Genomic DNA, 17,017 nt, shown 5'->3' on the forward strand with positions numbered 1-17,017 from the left:
TATCCGCCACGTAAACCGCCGCAGTCGGAGCGGCCGCACTCCGTTGCCCTCGAAAGGCATTACTCCGTAGGAGAGGTCTCGGAGATGTGGCATCTCAGTGAGAAAGTTATCAAAAAGATATTTGAAGGCGAAGACGGAGTGCTCTGGTGGGGACACGGTGAAACCCGTCATAAGCGACCGTATGTAACGCTCAGAATCCCCGAAAGCGTTTTGATTCGAGTCCATCATCGGAGACGTACTGCCGCCTCCTAGCGTGTTCTAAGCTCTAGTCTCGACCAGTGCTGGGCCGCTAGCCCAGGTCGCCATTACGAGATCATCCAATCGATCTTGTCTCGCCTTCACCCACTTCGCGTAATACTTCTCAGTCGTCTTGATCGACGTGTGTCCGAGTAATTTCGACACCTCTTCCAGTGGGACTCCTCTCTCAAGCAACGACACTGCGAACGTATCCCGAAGCTGGTGAGGATGGCCCTCCAGTTGTCCTGCTGCCCTGAAGATCTGCCTGAGATCGTGCTGCCAGTTGGTGACCGCCGTCTGAAGCTTTCCGGTCCCGGTGTTCCAGAAAATGTGTTTTGGATGGCGATTGAGTTTCATTGCGGAGATGACCTCGGAAGCGACCTGTGGCGGAAGTGCTACAGAGACATCAGTCCCTGTTTTCTGCCGGTCTGTTACGACCCTGTATATTCTCTTTTTTGAATCAAAGAGGAGTTCGTCCCTCTCCAGTCTCACCGTGTCCCCCACTGCGAGTCCACTGAACCGCATGAGCTGAACGAAAGCGTGAACCCTTTGAGCTTTTGGAGCGGGGAATTCATCGGGAATGACTTCAAGGAGACGACTATATTGCTCTGGAGCGAGAGGCATGGTGGGAGGTTCATCGACTTTAATCGGGGAGAGGCTAGGTACCCGGTCGATCAGACGTGCTTCGTAGCAATACCGCAGAAATCCTCGGAGTCGTTCCTGGACCTTCGCGCGGGTGGTTGATGACGGGTAGGTATCACTCCACTCGGCGCGGAACTCCGTGAGTGTATCCAAGGCAATTTCATGGGGAAAGCGTTTTGAACGCTGAGCCATAAAATTGGCGAACCGTTCCAGCTCCCGCTCGTATTTCTTGAGGACTCCGCCCCCTAGACCCTGCGATCGCTTGTCAAGGACGTATAGCTGCACGGCCCGTTCGATTGTGACCGCAGCCTTTGCCTCTACCGAGACCGACTGGATAGGCTTTGTTGGGTCTGCGGCCTCATACTGGGCCTCAATCTTCCGGCGAGCGTCCTCAGCAAGTTTCCAAATTCTGGTACGTGCTGCTTGTCGATGTTGTCGTCCAGCATAGGTCCAGCGGAGGTGCTTGTGGCACCGGCAGTTCTTATAGAACTCATCCGCTTTACGAGGGCACTCGTTCGTATGGCGGACGAAGATCGTTATGGAGGGCACGGCCGAAATTTGAACGGGTTGTGTCATCGGAGCGGGGTCTTCGGATCGAATCTCCGAAGAGGTTAGCACACGAATAGCACAAAACTAAAACTGATAAAGTCAAGCCGTTTATTTTCAATGAGATAAATTTGGAGGCGCGGGTCGGGATCGAACCGACGCATAAAGGTTTTGCAGACCTCTCCCTTACCACTTGGGTACCGCGCCTCGTATCAACGTGTCAGACTGCGTTCAACTCAGGAGCACGTCCGAGCAAGACGTCACGCCGACTCTGAATTGTATGGAGAGTGTATCGCAGATGAGGTTGATTTGGAGCGGGAGACCGGGGTCGAACCGGCGACATCTTCCTTGGCAAGGAAGCACTCTACCACTGAGCTACTCCCGCTCGCACAAGATTGAGTATACCGGGCTTCGGGGTTTTGGGTCAACGAACCGCACGCCTCTGCAGAGGATAAGCGGATCAGTCTTCGCGCGAAGACGGCGGCACATTGACCGCGATGCGAGGCCCGGCGAGATTGCTTGCACGATGCCGGACGACGTGAGGCGTGATCAGCAGAACGAGCTCGCTCGAGTCCGTGGTCACGTTCTGCTCGGTCGGAACCTGGAAGCCGGGGAGCTCCGTGAGACCAGGCAGGCCGGTGACAGCCGAGGACTCGCTCTTGCTGACGGTGCTCACCAGGAGGGCGGTTTCGCCTTCGTTGACCGTTACATCCGAGGTCAGGGTTCGGCTCGCGAGGACTGGTATGGCGTTCAACGCGCTTCCGGTGAGCGCTTCGAGCTTGAGATCAAGGTGCATGCTCACGCGGCCGGATTTCTGCACGTTCGGCGTGGCTTTCAGCGTGAGGCCGAGGTCTTCGTAGGAGACCTGGGGAATCGTCAGCGCGCTGCTTGTGCCGAGGTACTGCGACAGCAGGCTCGACGCGCTCTGGCCGTTCACGCTCACGCCGGAGAGTGCCGCGGTCGAAGGTGTGCTGTAGGTTGACGTCGTGATCGGGTAGCGCATCCCCGACCGAAACGTCGCGGTCTGACGATCGCCTACGCGCGCCTGCACATCTTCAAGAGCGCGCGAATCACTAGAATTCAGCGCAAGGTTGAACGTGAGGGTCGAGGATGAGGTGATTCCGGTGGTCGTGAACTCGTTGCTGACCGCGCCGGTCGTCGGATCGATCGTTCCACCCAGGATGCCGATCGTGCTGCTCAACAGCGTGCTCGAGACCAGTCCGGAGGCGATCAGCTTGAATGCCTGGGCAACGATGCTGTCGGTAGCACTGATGAGCCCCTGTGAGATTGCCTCGTTCACCAGCGTCTGGTTCGCCGAGACGAGCTGCTGGGCGGCGGCCGAGACGTTATAGGCACCGAACTGCGGCGGCTGGCCACCGATGTCGTGGGTGCGAGAGGTGTCGATCGAGTAGAGCTTCATCTCGACGATGACCTCGGAGCCGCCGTCGAGAAGATCGGCAAGCGTGATGTTGATCGCCTTTACCGTGTCTGTGGGCGCCCGCAGGACGAGGCTGCCCTGGGTCTGCTGCAGGGTCAGTTGCTTCACGTCGAAGAGGTTGCGGATGACGTTGCCGAGGTCATTCATCTGTTCCACGGTCTGGCCGGGGACGAAGATGGTCTCCTCGACCTGGCGTTCGAACTTCTGGTGGTTTTCCGCCGTGTCCTTGGCGATGAGGACAGTCTTTGCATCGAGCGGGACGGCAAACACGTGGCTCATGGAAAAGAGTATGGGCACGGCCTGGGAGTATGTGGTGTCGTCAAGATCGAAGCGAAGATTCTGGTGCCCGGCGGACTCGTCGAAGTCGGTCTTGATGCCGAAGGCCTGCATGACCTGACGGATCGCATCCTGCCGATCCCCCTTGATATGGAAAGACTTGGTCGTGGTGTCCGGCTTGAGGACGACGGCGTCCGTGAATCCGACGCCCGGTATGATCCTCGGCTCGATATCGAGCATGGAATGACGCGGCTCGGGTGTTCCCGGCACAGGATGCTGGGCGATGACGCTGTTCTGCGGATCGAGGATGCGAGCCTCGGCCAGGAACTTCTCCGCATCGGCATTCCTGCCACGTTCTCGTGCATCTGCGGCGTTGTGTACGAGGTCGGTGAGGTGGTGCTCGCGCGCGACGGCGAGAGAGAGGGCGTAGTCCTTGTTTGCGGGATCGAGAGCGACGGCGCGGGCGAAATGCTTCTCGGCAACTGCCGACTCGTTGTGCTCGAGGGCACGCGCCCCGGCGATGTAGGCGTCGGCGGCCGAGCGATTCTGCGGCTCCGGCAGGGGTGGAGCCGTGACGGGAGTGCCCGCGGCTGTGGCCGAAGGGGCTGCGGGTTGCTGGGCGCGGCTGTCGCCAGGAAAAAGCCCCATCGCCGCTACCGCGATGGCCAGGGAAGCGCGCCGGGCTTTGCGGGACGATCGGCGGTGGGAGGGGAGGGTCATCGCGTGCAGGTTAGACGTCGAAGGGCAGGGAAGAGCGTCAGGCGATTGCCCAATCGGCTAGAGATTCGCAACCTTCCGGGGCGCAGTTCGTTCGCTGGGCATGCCACGTTCGCTCGCCACAGGCCGCTTCATCCCATTGCGGATCTGTGTGGAATCCATATCGAGCTCGGCAAGGGTACGGCTGAGAGTATTGCGATGCATACCCAGTTCTTCCGCGGCCTTGCACTGGTTTCCCTTGTGGTGAGCGAGGACCATCAGCAGATAGCGCTTCTTGAACTGGCGGACGGCCTCGGCATAGGAGACTCCGGAGCTGTGCATTTGCGTAATGAGTCCGTCGAGTTCGCGCTTCACAAGGATCCTTCTTTGCTGTCCGAGGCTGCTATGCGTTTCGAACGTACTGGGAGTGATGACACCGGTGTTTCATTGTCGCGCTGCGAGTGTGGCTTGATCCAGCCCGGGGCATTGTGCTTGAGTTCTTCGGCGCCGTGCAGGATCTTTCGTTGAAGGTCGTTCGGTACCACGAAGGATACCGCATGTGCTCCATCTAGGAAATAGGGGGCGAGACGAGAACGTGCAATCCACTCAGAACCCGGGAGAAATGCCGCAACGGCCATCATGACGGCGACTCCGAGAAGGCATCCTCGGGCAAATCCGAAGAGCGCGCCGAGCAGACGGTCGGGCAATCCAAGGCCGATGGCCTTCGCGGTTCGACTCACCAGACGGCCGACGAGCCCGACAAAAACCATGACCGCAATCGCAATGAGAAGAAAGGAGATGATCTCGGCTGCGGCTTTGGTGGCGATCCAGTGAGAGAGGCGCACGGCGAGATCGTGATAGTACCAACCGGCGAGTACGATGCCGGCGATCAGTCCGGCGAAGGAGAAGAGAACGCGGATGATGCCGCGCAAAAATGCCATGATCGTCGACCATGCGAGCAAGGCGACGAGGAACCAGTCGAAGGCGTTGAAGGTCTGCGGATTCGGAAGCTGCATCAGGCTTCGAGCGAGGTGCGACCGGTAAGGAGATGGAAGGCCTCTAGATACTTCGCACGCGTCTTTTCAACGACTTCACTCGGCAGCGAGGGAGCGGGCGCCTGCTTGTTCCAGCGGATGGACTCGAGGTAGTCGCGGACGTATTGCTTGTCATAGGAGGGCTGCGGGCCCCCGGGCTCGTAGGTTGCCGCAGGCCAGAAGCGGCTCGAATCCGGCGTCAGAACCTCGTCGCAGAGGGCAATCTGCGGCATTCCCTGGTCGTTGGGGTCCAGGCTGGGCAGGATGCCGAACTCGAATTTCGTATCGGCGAGGATTAGACCCTTCGACGCAGCGTGTTCGCTTGCACGCTTGAAGAGGTCGAGGGTGAGGTCGCGCAGGCGCCGTGCGATTTCGGCGCCTACGGTGCGTTCTACGGCCTTGTAGCTGATGTTTTCGTCGTGGCCGCCGGTGTTGATTTTGGCGGCGGGGGTGAAGATCGGCTCGGGGAGGCGGTCGGATTCGCGCAGGCCGGGGGGGAGGGGAATCCCACAAACCCCGCCAGTTTGCTGGTAATCCTTCCATCCGGACCCGGAGAGATAGGCGCGGGCGACGCACTCGACAGGGAACATCTGGGCGCGGCGCACGACCATGCTGCGGCCCTCGATGACCTCAGAAAACGGTTGTAAACGCTGGATAGCTTCCGGGCCAATGTACGGTTGAAGGTGATTCTGGACGGTATCCGACAGGTAGTCGAACCAGAAGGCGGAGATCTGGGTGAGGATGCGGCCCTTGTCGGGGATGCCGCTGCCGAGGACGTGGTCGAAGGCCGAGATGCGGTCGGTGGCGATGAAGAGGAGGTCCGAGTCTGGCTCGGGACCGAGCGAGTAGATGTCGCGAACCTTGCCGCGTGCGATCAGGGGGAGGGGCGAGAGGTCGGTCGTCAGGAGAGCTGGCATCTACAAAACGGTATCACTTTGGCCGTTGTGCGTCAGTGCCGACCTGTCTAGTCGGTTCGTGTACCCATCACGGCGAGACTGTCGGATTTGTACTAGCGGAAGCCTCCGCACAGGGCTTAGCCTTGACCGCATATGCCATCGGCGATTTCAGCCGCGTGGCAGGAGTGCATTCTAGGAGCCTATGCTCAACGTTCAAAGCGCCTCTCCGGAATCCGCCTTGCGGCCTTTCATCCGCGCGTATGTGCAGCGCGAGGCGCGCCTTGGCGTGCAGGAGCTGGTTGAGCCTGTGGTGGCGCGGCTTGGGGTCATGCTTGAGTTTGAGTTCGCGGGCTCCTATGAGGTGCGTAACTATGGGTCGGAGACGCTGGAAGATCCAAACGAAATCTCGGTCATCGGGCCCCAGGGCTGGCGGCGTTCCCGGCTGATTATCAGGGGACACATCGAATCGCTGGTCATCATGTTCCAACCCTGCGGCTTTCACGCACTCTTCGGCGTGCCCACCGCGCCGCTTTCGAACGCTGGAACGGAAGGGCACTCGCTTCTTGGCCCTTCGGTCTCTCAGCTTCACGAACGGCTTGGGAATTTGCGCACCTTTTCAGAGCGAGTGAACGCTCTGGACGCTTACTTCTCCCGCCAGGTCGCACGGGTGAACTTCGCGGACCCGGTATACCGGGCGCTTCACCTCCTTACAGTGACTGGCAGCGGCCTGAAGGTGGCGGATGTGGCGCGGCAGATGGGTGTGAATGTTCGTCAGCTTGAGCGAAGGTCGCTTGCGTACGCTGGAGTCTCCCCGAAGGCGCTGAGCCGGATCTCGAGGTTTAGTCATGCGCTCCGTCTGAGAGCGGAGAGATCCATGAGCTGGACTCAGATCGCACATGCGGCGCAGTATCACGACCATATGCACATGATTCGCGACTTCCGGGAACTGGCTGGCGAGGCTCCAACGTCCGCGATCCAGGAGATCGCGCCGGAGCATCTCATCCACTTCGCGAGGAACCGGCTATTCGACGGCAACTGAACTCTTGCCGGGGCGATCACAACAGCCAGCGATCCACGACGGAATGCCATACAGGCGCGTGAGAAGCAAGCACAGGGAATGGCGGCATGGTGAGGATGAGAAGTGGTACACCCCATCGATATGCCGGGTGAATAGACCTTCTAGTCAGGTAGTCGTAGAGTGGCCCGGCAAAATAAAAGCACAGGGCAAGCAAGAGCGCCAGCAGACTGATGCCTTGCATCAAACGCCCGAATGCCGGGAAGAAGAAGAGCTGCGTCGCCATGAGGATGAAGCGTTTGTGGCTCTCACTATCTCGTCGCAGGCGCAAACCGAGGAACAGGAACACGCCGAACAAAGCCATCTGACCGGCAGAGACGGCGAGGGAGCTGTATACATCGGGAAAGGGAAAAGACCGTCCCAGACGCGCCTGACGCAGAGCAACAGCGGATCCCATCACGACAACACCCGAGGCGAGCAGGCCGCCGGCAAGTCCAAGACTGCGATGCAGGTTCATCCGCCCATACATGGCGAGCAGGTTCTGGAGCAGGTAGAAGAGAATCCAGCCGGTGAAGACCGCGCCGTGAACATGAACCCAGAACGGAATCGAGGGGCTATGGAAATAGCTGATCGCATAATACGTCCTGCTGAACCCAGCAAAGACGCCTGCCGCAATCGCAAATGCCATCCCTGTATAGAAGCGGTGATCCCATTTGCGCCTGTGAGCTGTCAGGCCAACGCTGCGATCCCCGCGAGCGCCCCCCAGTAGTGCCGTGCTGCTTCCCATGTCTCCCCTCCAACAAGAACGTTTGGAAAGAGAGTAGGAGCAGCCGTCCGTCTCTCGATAGTACAAACGCGACAGAGAGGGATCGTTCGGGAGGTTGCGTTACACCCTTTGTGCGTCACTGCTCCGTTACAGCGTTGAGGACGCAATGCCCGTTGGAAAGGCGGGAGATGCCATCATTGGCGGCGCATGTCCTGCTCGCCGGATTACACACCGATCTCGTCGAGGAAATGATCGCGGAACGGCTGACGATTGAGCCAATCCGGAAGGCGCAAGCGGCGCACGTGAGAGCCGCGATCGACAGTGCCCGAGACGATCGAAGATGACCTTACAGGGGCCTATGCCCCATCAACCTCGCGGAATGCCTAAGCAGGTCTCCGGACGATCGAACCGAATATGCGGACTCCCAGCATAGTTCGTCTGGCGAGTGGATGCCATCTAGGTAAGCACACGGGTCGAGTGCGGCCCCCTCACGCTGCGAAGGAGATGGATGATGAAGGTATTTTTGACGGGCGCTACAGGGTTTATCGGAACGCGGATTATTCCGGAGTTGCTGGGTGCGGGACACACCGTGCTTGGGCTGACGAGGTCGGAAGAAGGCGCGAAGAAGTTACAGGCGGCAGGCGTTGAAGTGCATCACGGCAACATCGAGGACCTGGACAGTTTGCGGAAGGGTGCTGAGAAGGCTGATGGTGTGATTCATTGCGCGATGAACCATGACTTTTCGCAATTCGTAAAGAACTGCGAGGACGATAAAAACGCCATCCTTGCTATGGGCGACGTGCTGGTTGGATCGAAGCGTCCGTTCCTGGTGACGTCGGGCACGGGTGTGGGCAGCAATGGGCCCGGTAAGCTGGCGACGGAAGATCAATTTGATACACAGCATCCCAATCCGCGGATAGGTTCAGAGCTGGCAGGCGCCGCGGCGAGTGAGAAGGGTGTGAGCGTGTCGGTGATTCGCTTGCCGCAAGTGCATGACACGGTGAAGCAGGGATTGGTGACCTACACCATCGCGATTGCGCGCGAGAAGGGCTTCACGGCTTATCTCGGCGAGGGCAAGAATCGCTGGCCCGCGGCGCATGTGAACGATGTGGCGCGGCTCTATCGTTTGGCGCTCGAGAAGAACGTGGCGGGGAGCCGGTACAACGCGGTTGCGGAGGAAGGAATCACGGCGAAAGAGATCGCGGAGGTGACTGCGAAGGGCCTGAAGCAGGAGGTCAGGAGTCTCACCCCCGAAGAGGCGAAGGACTACTTCGGATGGATGGCGATGTTCGCAGGGATGGACCTGGCTGCCTCGAGCAAGATGACTCGGGAGCAGTTGGGGTGGACCCCGACGGGGCCCGGCTTGATTGCTGACCTGGAAGCGATGAAGTACTAAACACCATACGACTGGGCGCCGGCGGCTTGAAAGCTGCTGGCGCTTCGTTGCGTCTCGTAGTTCTCGCGTAAGTGAGTATGGATCATGAACCTTGGTACGCCCCAGGGATTTACGGACGTTGTGCATGAGAGGAACCGATGTGTCTCCCACACGATTCCACGCGCACGTTATGGATGCGCACTTCGCTTGGTTCCGTACTTTATGTACTGCAATAGTCCATTTCGGACAAACTGGCTTTCCCTCCCAGGGCCAGGCGAACCGATACAAGCGGTGGCTTGCGACTTCCCACGAGAGGGTGTCAAACCATTTATCGTTGCACCATGAGCCAGAAGCGCGACGTTCGTTCATGGGCGTGGTTGCTCTGCGGATTGCTGTTCTGGCTTGCGGTGAATCCGCCTCACTGCGATCTCTGCGACAGCGTATCGATTGTTTTCGCTTCGTCTCAGCATTCGACCGTCCAGCATCCCCATCCGGTGGCGCCGGATAGCTGCAACGGCATCTGCTCCTGCTGCGGGTTCCACGGCTTACCAGGTGTCCAACTAACCCTGATTCCATCGGACACCACCATTGCGAACGTTTCGCCAGAGCCGGCTCGAACCGCAATGGCACCACGGATGACCATCTTTCGACCGCCACGCATCGCCTCCTAGCCCAAAATCCTCCGCTTCGAGCGGAATAAATCAGCACAAAAAGGACTGGAGATTCCCATGCGTACACGCGTGTTCGCGCTCGTTGGGGCGCACATACTTCTGTTCCTCTGCCTCCACGTCCACGGGCAGATGGCTCATGACCGAAAGGAACAACCACCAACCGACGCGGCGACGAACGAAGAGGACGAGATCGCCATTCTCGAAATCGGGGCTTCGACGAACTGGAACCTCAAAGGCGGTGCTGCCACGTTCGCACCAAACCTTGCCGCCGAATGCACGCCCATCGAACATTGGCTGGAGCTGGAGGCCGGTGTCTCGCCGTTCTTCACCCGAAACTCGACGGAATGGGATACCGACTTTCTGTTCAAGAAGCCCTGGACGATTTCGAAGCGGGCGGAATTCATGGCGGGCGTCGGGCCGCAGTGGGCGCACCTCAGACAAAACGGGAGGACATCCGACACCTTTTCCGGAGAACTTGCCGGAGACTTCATGTTCTGGCCGTCGGGCCGGCACCGTTTTGGCTGGTATCTGGAGCCTGCGTATGACTACAGCTTCGCCGGGGGCCACCCGCAATCCATCGGGATGTCCGGTGGACTCCTGATTGGGATCCGCAGAAGGCGTTAGACTACGCTGCGTGACCCACCACGTTCTTACGTGTGCGAAAGGTCGATGCCATTGGTTATCTTATTGAGAACACATGTGCGACAAGTCGAGATGCCGCCACTTCCTGCCGAGGCATCGGGATACAGGGCAATTCATATCGAATAGGAAGCACGCGCTCACTTGACACGCCCGCTCATTCCAAGGAAGCTTGAGAAACCAGCATGCTGACCAGAGTTCTAGAACGAGTACCACGCAAGCACATTGTCCTGTGTTTGTTGCTCCTCGTTGCGGTTCTCGGTATGAGCATCATGGCAGCGGCTCATACCGATCAGAAGGCAGACGTTCACGAAGGCCAATGTGCCGTGTGTATGTCTTGTGCTCAGATGGTTTCGGTTTGCGCCGCGGTAGCTATCGGTTTGCTGCTGCTGGCAGAAACCGAGACTGAGGCTGCCGTCTCAGAGCATGAATCGCGACGGGTAGCGATCTGGATTCCTCCCGCTCAACGCGTTCGACCTCCTCCTTTCGCTTAGTTCGACTCTACGGGCAGATATAGTTTGCCGCGCATTCTCGCGCGGCGCTTCGACCTATCTGCATTCCGGTGTCGCTCTTCTAACGCGATTGGATTTTCCCCATGCTGAAAGGTGAGTCGGCCGTAAGGCGGCCCTCACATTGTCTCTTTGCTTTCGTGCACTTGGCTGCATTGCTCATGCTGTGGATGAGCGTTGCCCAGGCGACGCACCACCACGGGTCGTGGACCGGAGGTACGGAAGCTCATGCCTCGGATCATCGGCAATTTCTTCACATAATCCAGTCGAATGATTCCGAGCTGACTTGCCCGCTCTGCATGGCCGGGCATTCAACGTTACTGGCCTTTGCAGTGTTGACCGAACGTCTGCAGGTCGATCCTGAACCTCTCTCGATCTGTCTTGAATTCACAGAGCCTGCCCTCTTCTGGAGTTTTGACCTCTTCGGTCGCCCGCCGCCTTCTCTTGAATCCCTCGCTGTGTAAGTCGCAGACCGCAAGCATCCGTGCAGGATGACGGTCTTCCCCTTCTCGTTCCCCATTGAGGGACACAGGCACAATAGGAGATTCTTCATGAAGAGGCCGAACCCATTCCGGTTCATTCTCGCAGTGCTGCTCGTTGGCATGGTGGCAGCTTTTGCCGCTGGTGCCATGTATGGGCAGAGTACCTCAGGCAACGTTGCTGGCATCGTCAAAGACCCTTCGGGGGCGACGGTCGCAGATGCATTGGTCCGCTTGGAAAACATTGTCAGCGGCTACTCGCGTGAGACAAAGACGAACGCTCAGGGTGCCTACAGCTTCCCGAACCTTCCCTTCAACCCGTATCGGGTCATCGTGCGACGCGATGGATTCAATACGGCGAGCAGGAGTGTCGAGGTTTCAAACACGGTACCGGTTGCACTCTCCTTCACCCTGGCGATTGGAACCAGTACGGTCGTGACCGTCGAAGCCGGCCCGGAACTGGTTGAGAACGATCCGACCTTCCATGCCGATATCGACCGCTCCGTCATCGACCATCTGCCGATTGAAAGTCCTTCGAGCGCACTTAGTTCGATCGTCACACTTGCTTCTCCGGGCGTTGCGGCGGATTCGAACGGCCTGATGCATGGGCTGGGAGATCACGCCGAAAACTCGTTCAACATCGACGGGCAACCGATCACGGATCAACAGAGCAAGGTCTTCTCGAACCAGGTCCCGGCAGCCGCGGTGCAGTCGCTGGAAGTGATTGACGGCGCGCCTCCGGCCGAGTTCGGAGATAAGACCTCCCTGGTCGTCAAAGTAACGACACGCTCTGGGCAAGGAGTACACCAGCCAACAGGGGATGTGCGGCTCTCTTATGGAAGCTTCGGATCAAGCTACCTCTCGTTCGATACCGCAGTTGGCGGAGAAAACTGGGGCAATTTTCTGGCGGTGGACGGATTACAAAGCGGCCGGTTTCTGGATGGTTCGGAGTTCTCGGTTTTCCACGACAAGGGCAACGAGGAGAACTTCTTCGACCGTGTGGACTACAACTTCACCCGCAAGGACTCCATTCACTTCAACGCTCAGTACACGCACTCATGGTTTCAGACGCCGAACGACTATGAGAACGTCAACGTCGTCGATGGGAACGGTAACCCCGTTGGCAACACGGATCAACGGTCGAAGATTGGCACGATTAACTTCGCTCCTACCTACACGCACGTGATCAATGACAGTGGTGTCTTTAATCTTGGCTTCTATGTGCGGCGCGACGCGTACAACTACTATCCAAGCGCTAATCCGCTTGCGGATTTTGCTGTCGATCAGCAACAGGAGTCCGTCCAGCAGTTCCGTACTCTGACCAATGCCGGTGTGCATGCTGACGTTTCGTACGTTTTCGGCATGAACAACTTCAAGCTCGGAGCCCAGTATCAACAGACCTTCCTGCGCGAGAATGACTCGATCGGTATCGTCGATCCCACCATCACACCGGCTTGCGTGGACTCCTTCGGAAATCCCGCGAGTTGCACGGCACCCGGTGCCACCGGGAACCCGAGTGTGAATCCGGTTCTATTGCCCTACGACCTGACCCAGGGAGGACAGTTCTACCTATGGCAGGGTCGCGCGGACGTGAAGCAGACCGCGCTCTACGGCGAAGATCAGATCAAAGCGGGCAACTGGTTGTTCAATCTCGGGATGCGCGGCGACTTCTACAACGGTCTTACCAAGCAGTACCAAGCCGAGCCACGTGCCGGTATCTCCTACAACATCAAGCCGAGTGGAACCGTTCTTCGTGTCTCTTATGCTCGAACCCAGGAAACTCCGTTCAACGAGAATCTGGTTCTTTCGTCCAAGGGCTGCGCGGACACCGTGCTCTACAACATCTTCGCGACCCTCTCGGATGGCTCCTGCCAAACGTCCACTCCTCAGGCAACTCCGTTCAATCCCGGCTTCCGCAATGAGTTCCACGCTGGCTTTGGACAGGCGATCGGCAAACACCTTGCCTTCAACGGAGAGTACCTCTGGAAGTACACGCACAACGCGTATGACTTCAGCGTGCTGGGTACGACCCCCATCACATTTCCTATCGAATGGCACAGCTCGAAGATCCCGGGCTACGCGATCAGTGCTACGTTGACGGATTTGCATGGCTTCAACGCACGCTTCAACGCCTCTTCCGTCGCGGCCCGCTTCTTCAATCCGCAACTTGGCGGCGTTGGCGCGACCCCGGTCAGTACGAATTCGGCTAGTGGAAATGTGCCGTTCCGTATTGACCACGACGAGAAATTCAATCAAACAACGCACCTCGAATACCATGTGCCGTTTCACAAGAGCCTTTGGGTTGGATTCAACTGGCGGTACGACTCCGGTCTGGTGGCCGGCGCGGCGCCGTGCTACAACCCAAATGGGGCGAACACGGACTGCGATCCGGCTACTGCAATCACCTTGCCCAATGGTCAGCCGGGTATCGATCTTTCCGGGCTTTCGCCAGACCAGCAGTTTCAGGCTGGACTGACGTGCGACGGTGTGAAGGCCACGCCAACCTCTGGTTTCCAGGCTTGCGATGTTGCCGGCTTGAAATCGAAGCTGCTGACGATTCCTGCGCCCAACACCGAAGATGCGGATAAGAACCCGTCCCGCATTGCCCCTCGTCATGTCTTCGATATGGCGGTTGGCGACGACAACATCGTTCGCTTCGGGGAGCAAGGCCGTTATCGCTTCGGAGCTACGCTGACGGCTATTAACCTCGCCAACAAGTATGCCCTCTACAACTTCCTCTCTACCTTCTCGGGAACCCATTACCTGACTCCGAGGACAGTAACGGGGGAGATCGCGTTTCACTTCTAATGCCTTCCGGTGGCTGCGACCTCACAGAGAGGACGCAGCCACACAGGAGCGTGTGTGGAACAGCAGAACGGCTTTCACAAGCTATTGTTTCTTCGAAAGCGCAACCGCCGTGCGCTGTTGAGACAAGTGCGCCGCGAGGCGGGGCTTGGCCGTCTGCGGCGAGATAACGCACGGCTGCAGGTCAGATTTTCTCGCACAGACCGCGTTCTGCTTATCGCGCTGACTCTGCTCATGATTCTCGCCATGGCGATTGGCGCTTATTTGGGTCACAGCTTCAAGGACGTGATCCTCGACGACTGACGAGGGATTCTTGACGAACAGAAGGAGATTATTGTGAGTAGCGGAACGAATGCATCTTTCATCACGCCGGGATCCCGCTGGCCGGATGGCATTGGACAATGTGCTTCTGCCCTGTGCGTTGTCCATTGCCTGCTGACGCCGGTATTGCTGTCGATGTCGGCGGTCGCCGCCCATTTTCTGCCGTCGGAAGAATCCACGCACCGCTGCCTGGCGGTCGGGGTCGCGGCGATTGGTGCGCTTGCACTCGCGAACGGGTATCGCGTGCATGGCAGAAAACTGACGATTCTCATGATGTGCATCGGCCTGAGCTTAGTCGCCACGGGAGCCTTTTATGGGGATCTCCTCCCAGGACATTGGGTTGAGGTGGGGGTAACTTTAACAGGCAGCCTGTTCATGATCGCGTCCCACCGCATCAATCACACTTTCTGCAAAGACTGCGTCTGTGCAACGGCGAACGAGCACCCCTAGCGAGCATCCGAAATCACAATGACTTCCGCTCGAAGGGTCACTTCAGGTTCTGAGAGCGTGTTGCCAAAGCCGCGGCAGATGCGAAGCGAAAGGAAGCGATGACCGCATCCTCGTCGTGCAGGGGGTGACGGTCGCATGCATGCTTGTCGACTGCTCGCTCGCGTTGCACGTTGCTATCAAGGGCACGCTTCATCAACAAGCTGTTCGAAGGCTTCACGATCAATGCTTGATCGACAAACACAAGGCCGGACAGTGCCAACCGGAGGTAACGCAACAGAGCCGCCAACGCCCGCTAAACCTTTATCGTTTGCGCGAGGGCCCATCCACCCGAATGGCCGCGCCCATTTCGGTGGATGTTCGTCGGTTCTGACTCGTGTAGCATTTCGTCATGCTGAGGACGTCCGGCTTGCAGGCACGAGGTTCCAGGACACGAGACTTCGTACCGGTACACGGACCGACGTCGACAGAGGCCGCGGAGCTACCCGTCGCCTGTGTCATCACGGCAAATGCAGCTCTTCGCGATGAGGTCGCAGACGAACTCGGTCCGTGGGTTCGCGTTGTCCCCGGAGAGAGTCTCCGAGGGGTTGCTGGATGGACGCAAGAGGTAGGAGCTGCGGCCGTCCTCATGGATTTGGAACTCTGCGATCTAGACCCACGGATGGGCGTTGCTGTGGTCGAGCAATTGCGGCATCTGAGTGACAGGCTGGTGCTGATTGCCATAGGCAGCTCGCGCGTGCGCGGGGTCTCCACCCAATACGCCGCGCCAGGCGTCGACGCATACTTGCCGCGACCGTTGAATGTCTCCGAACTGCGCCAGACTCTCATTGAACTGTTGCGTACTCGTGGCCACAACTGGGACCAACCCGCGCAGCGAGAGGCGGCAGAGGACGGCGGGTTCCAGGACTTCATCGGGGCGAGTGAGCCGATGCGGCTCGTCTATGAGGCGATCCGGCAGGTGGCGAACAGCAATATTACCGTTCTTATCCGGGGAGAGAGTGGCACGGGAAAGGAACTCGTGGGGCGGGCGCTTGTCGCCCTGAGCCGACGAGCGAACAAACCTTTTATTCGGATCAACTGCGCGGCATTGCCTGAGAATCTGATCGAGTCGGAACTCTTCGGCAGTGAGAAGGGTGCCTTTACCGGGGCGACCGAGTCGCGGCCCGGACAGATCGAGCTGGCGGACCAGGGCACGCTCTTCCTCGACGAAATTGCGACGCTTGCCCTACCGCTGCAGACGAAGCTGTTGCGCGTTCTGGAAGATCGCCAGGTGCAGCGGCTCGGTGGACGAACGCTGCGCAAGATTGATTTTCGTCTGGTCTGCGCGACGCACGAGCCGCTCGAAGAGCTGGTCGCGCAAGGCCGGTTTCGCGAAGACCTCTTCTATCGCATTCATGTCGTGCCCATTCATCTGCCACCGTTGCGCGAGCGGGCCGATGACATCTCACGCCTTGCCGAATTCTTCCTCCGCGTTCACTGCGAAGCGAACGGAGTGCCGGTCAAGCGTCTGGCCGAAGCTGCCAGCCAGGTCTTTCGTGAGCATCGATGGCCGGGCAATGTGCGCGAATTGGAGAATCTAATTCAGAGACTGGTGATCACGGTTCGACCGGACGAGATCGGCGCAACCCACCTGCCGCCCGGCATGATGGCAGGTGGTTTGCCCGTGCGGAGGACTGAGCTGCTGCCGGAGTCTGGAACAGACTTCGATAACGAAATAGAAAGCCTGGAAATCTCGCTGCTAACAGAAGCTCTTCACAGGGCAAAGGGAAGCAAATCCACTGCCGCCCGATTGCTGCGGTTGGATGTGCAACGTCTCAAATATCTATGTCGAAAATACTCTTTGTAAAGCGGTGGCGTTATTTTTTCACCTGTGGGTGAAATTTTTTTATCTAGGCCATCACGGTGGAATAACGCTGCTCTGTCCCCTGTGCAAGCGGTTGTTCAGAAGTAAAAGCGCTTACATAATCTCAACATTCCAGGCAAGTTATCCGGTTATGTGTCGGTTAGATGGTTTGGCGCGCCAGTTGCTTTTCCAAAGATGTAGTCGCAGTTCAATCAATCATCCGAGGGTTCCACCATGGCAATCGCGAAGAAGTCCATCGTTTCAAGCTCGAAGTCCGCCGCTGTCTCCACCACCACACCCAGCGTCAAGCTGACGCCCGCCGTTGCGATGCAGATTGCTGCTCCGCGTCCTTCCTTTTTCTAAACATCTCGCATTACAAACT

16 protein-coding genes and 2 tRNA genes are annotated in these 17,017 nt (G+C 58.4%); 9 read left to right on the forward strand and 9 right to left on the reverse strand.

Annotated features, from left to right (window positions below; all coding sequences use genetic code 11):
* Nucleotides 1–258: 258 nt before the first annotated feature.
* The 7 genes from GRAN_RS10985 to GRAN_RS11015 form a co-directional block, all read right to left on the reverse strand.
* Nucleotides 259–1,455: a tyrosine-type recombinase/integrase gene (locus tag GRAN_RS10985; RefSeq protein WP_241654503.1), complete on the reverse strand. Its 1,197-nt coding sequence runs from the start codon at nt 1,453–1,455 to the stop codon at nt 259–261.
* A 102-nt stretch (nt 1,456–1,557) separates the two neighbouring features.
* A tRNA-Cys gene (locus GRAN_RS10990) sits at nt 1,558–1,632 on the reverse strand.
* Nucleotides 1,633–1,735: 103 nt separating this feature from the next.
* Nucleotides 1,736–1,810 (reverse strand) — tRNA-Gly (locus tag GRAN_RS10995).
* Between the two features lie 75 nt (nt 1,811–1,885).
* Nucleotides 1,886–3,859, reverse strand: a complete 1,974-nt coding sequence (locus tag GRAN_RS11000) for a hypothetical protein (protein ID WP_128913116.1) — start codon at nt 3,857–3,859, stop codon at nt 1,886–1,888.
* Between the two features lie 57 nt (nt 3,860–3,916).
* Nucleotides 3,917–4,210: a helix-turn-helix domain-containing protein gene (locus tag GRAN_RS11005; RefSeq protein ID WP_128913117.1), complete on the reverse strand. Its 294-nt coding sequence runs from the start codon at nt 4,208–4,210 to the stop codon at nt 3,917–3,919.
* Nucleotides 4,207–4,851, reverse strand: coding sequence for a CvpA family protein (locus GRAN_RS11010; protein WP_128913118.1), 645 nt, complete (start codon nt 4,849–4,851; stop codon nt 4,207–4,209). Before GRAN_RS11010 ends, GRAN_RS11005 begins: the two co-directional genes overlap by 4 nt.
* Nucleotides 4,851–5,786 (reverse strand): phosphoribosylaminoimidazolesuccinocarboxamide synthase, encoded by a 936-nt coding sequence (locus GRAN_RS11015; RefSeq protein WP_128913119.1) that lies wholly within the window; start codon nt 5,784–5,786, stop codon nt 4,851–4,853. Before GRAN_RS11015 ends, GRAN_RS11010 begins: the two co-directional genes overlap by 1 nt.
* A gap of 181 nt (nt 5,787–5,967) precedes the next feature.
* Between GRAN_RS11015 and GRAN_RS11020 the strand changes: the two genes are divergently transcribed.
* Entirely contained in the window at nt 5,968–6,804 is an 837-nt protein-coding gene (locus tag GRAN_RS11020) for a helix-turn-helix transcriptional regulator (RefSeq protein WP_128913120.1), read from the forward strand.
* Nucleotides 6,805–6,820: 16 nt separating this feature from the next.
* Here the strand turns inward: GRAN_RS11020 and GRAN_RS11025 are convergent, their stop codons facing one another.
* Nucleotides 6,821–7,567, reverse strand: a complete 747-nt coding sequence (locus GRAN_RS11025) for a hypothetical protein (RefSeq protein ID WP_128913121.1) — start codon at nt 7,565–7,567, stop codon at nt 6,821–6,823.
* Nucleotides 7,568–8,054: 487 nt separating this feature from the next.
* Here GRAN_RS11025 and GRAN_RS11030 point away from each other — a divergent pair, with 487 nt between their 5' ends.
* From GRAN_RS11030 to GRAN_RS11055, 6 genes are all read left to right on the forward strand, one after another.
* Complete coding sequence (locus GRAN_RS11030) at nt 8,055–8,942, forward strand: SDR family oxidoreductase (RefSeq protein ID WP_338323427.1); 888 nt, start codon at nt 8,055–8,057, stop codon at nt 8,940–8,942.
* 707 nt (nt 8,943–9,649) lie between these two features.
* Nucleotides 9,650–10,216, forward strand: a complete 567-nt coding sequence (locus GRAN_RS11035) for a hypothetical protein (RefSeq protein WP_128913122.1) — start codon at nt 9,650–9,652, stop codon at nt 10,214–10,216.
* A gap of 610 nt (nt 10,217–10,826) precedes the next feature.
* Entirely contained in the window at nt 10,827–11,204 is a 378-nt protein-coding gene (locus GRAN_RS11040; RefSeq protein ID WP_128913123.1) for a hypothetical protein, read from the forward strand.
* Between the two features lie 87 nt (nt 11,205–11,291).
* Nucleotides 11,292–14,027: a TonB-dependent receptor gene (locus GRAN_RS11045; protein WP_128913124.1), complete on the forward strand. Its 2,736-nt coding sequence runs from the start codon at nt 11,292–11,294 to the stop codon at nt 14,025–14,027.
* 54 nt (nt 14,028–14,081) lie between these two features.
* Nucleotides 14,082–14,327 carry a hypothetical protein gene (locus GRAN_RS11050; RefSeq protein ID WP_128913125.1) on the forward strand — a complete coding sequence of 82 codons (246 nt, stop codon included), beginning with the start codon at nt 14,082–14,084 and terminating at the stop codon, nt 14,325–14,327.
* Between the two features lie 33 nt (nt 14,328–14,360).
* Nucleotides 14,361–14,795 carry a MerC domain-containing protein gene (locus GRAN_RS11055; RefSeq protein ID WP_241654504.1) on the forward strand — a complete coding sequence of 145 codons (435 nt, stop codon included), beginning with the start codon at nt 14,361–14,363 and terminating at the stop codon, nt 14,793–14,795.
* Between the two features lie 37 nt (nt 14,796–14,832).
* On the opposite strand, the gene GRAN_RS11060 is transcribed toward GRAN_RS11055, so the two are convergent.
* Nucleotides 14,833–15,069 (reverse strand): hypothetical protein, encoded by a 237-nt coding sequence (locus tag GRAN_RS11060; RefSeq protein ID WP_128913127.1) that lies wholly within the window; start codon nt 15,067–15,069, stop codon nt 14,833–14,835.
* 351 nt (nt 15,070–15,420) lie between these two features.
* On the opposite strand from GRAN_RS11060, the gene GRAN_RS11065 reads away from it, so the two are divergent.
* A complete protein-coding gene (locus GRAN_RS11065) occupies nt 15,421–16,638 on the forward strand; it encodes a sigma-54-dependent transcriptional regulator (RefSeq protein WP_161570934.1) in 1,218 nt (405 codons plus the stop codon).
* Between the two features lie 231 nt (nt 16,639–16,869).
* Nucleotides 16,870–16,998, forward strand: coding sequence for a hypothetical protein (locus tag GRAN_RS26655; protein ID WP_277751210.1), 129 nt, complete (start codon nt 16,870–16,872; stop codon nt 16,996–16,998).
* Nucleotides 16,999–17,017 lie beyond the last annotated feature (19 nt).

It is taken from the genome of Granulicella sibirica (genome assembly GCF_004115155.1).
GTDB lineage: Bacteria > Acidobacteriota > Terriglobia > Terriglobales > Acidobacteriaceae > Edaphobacter > Edaphobacter sibiricus.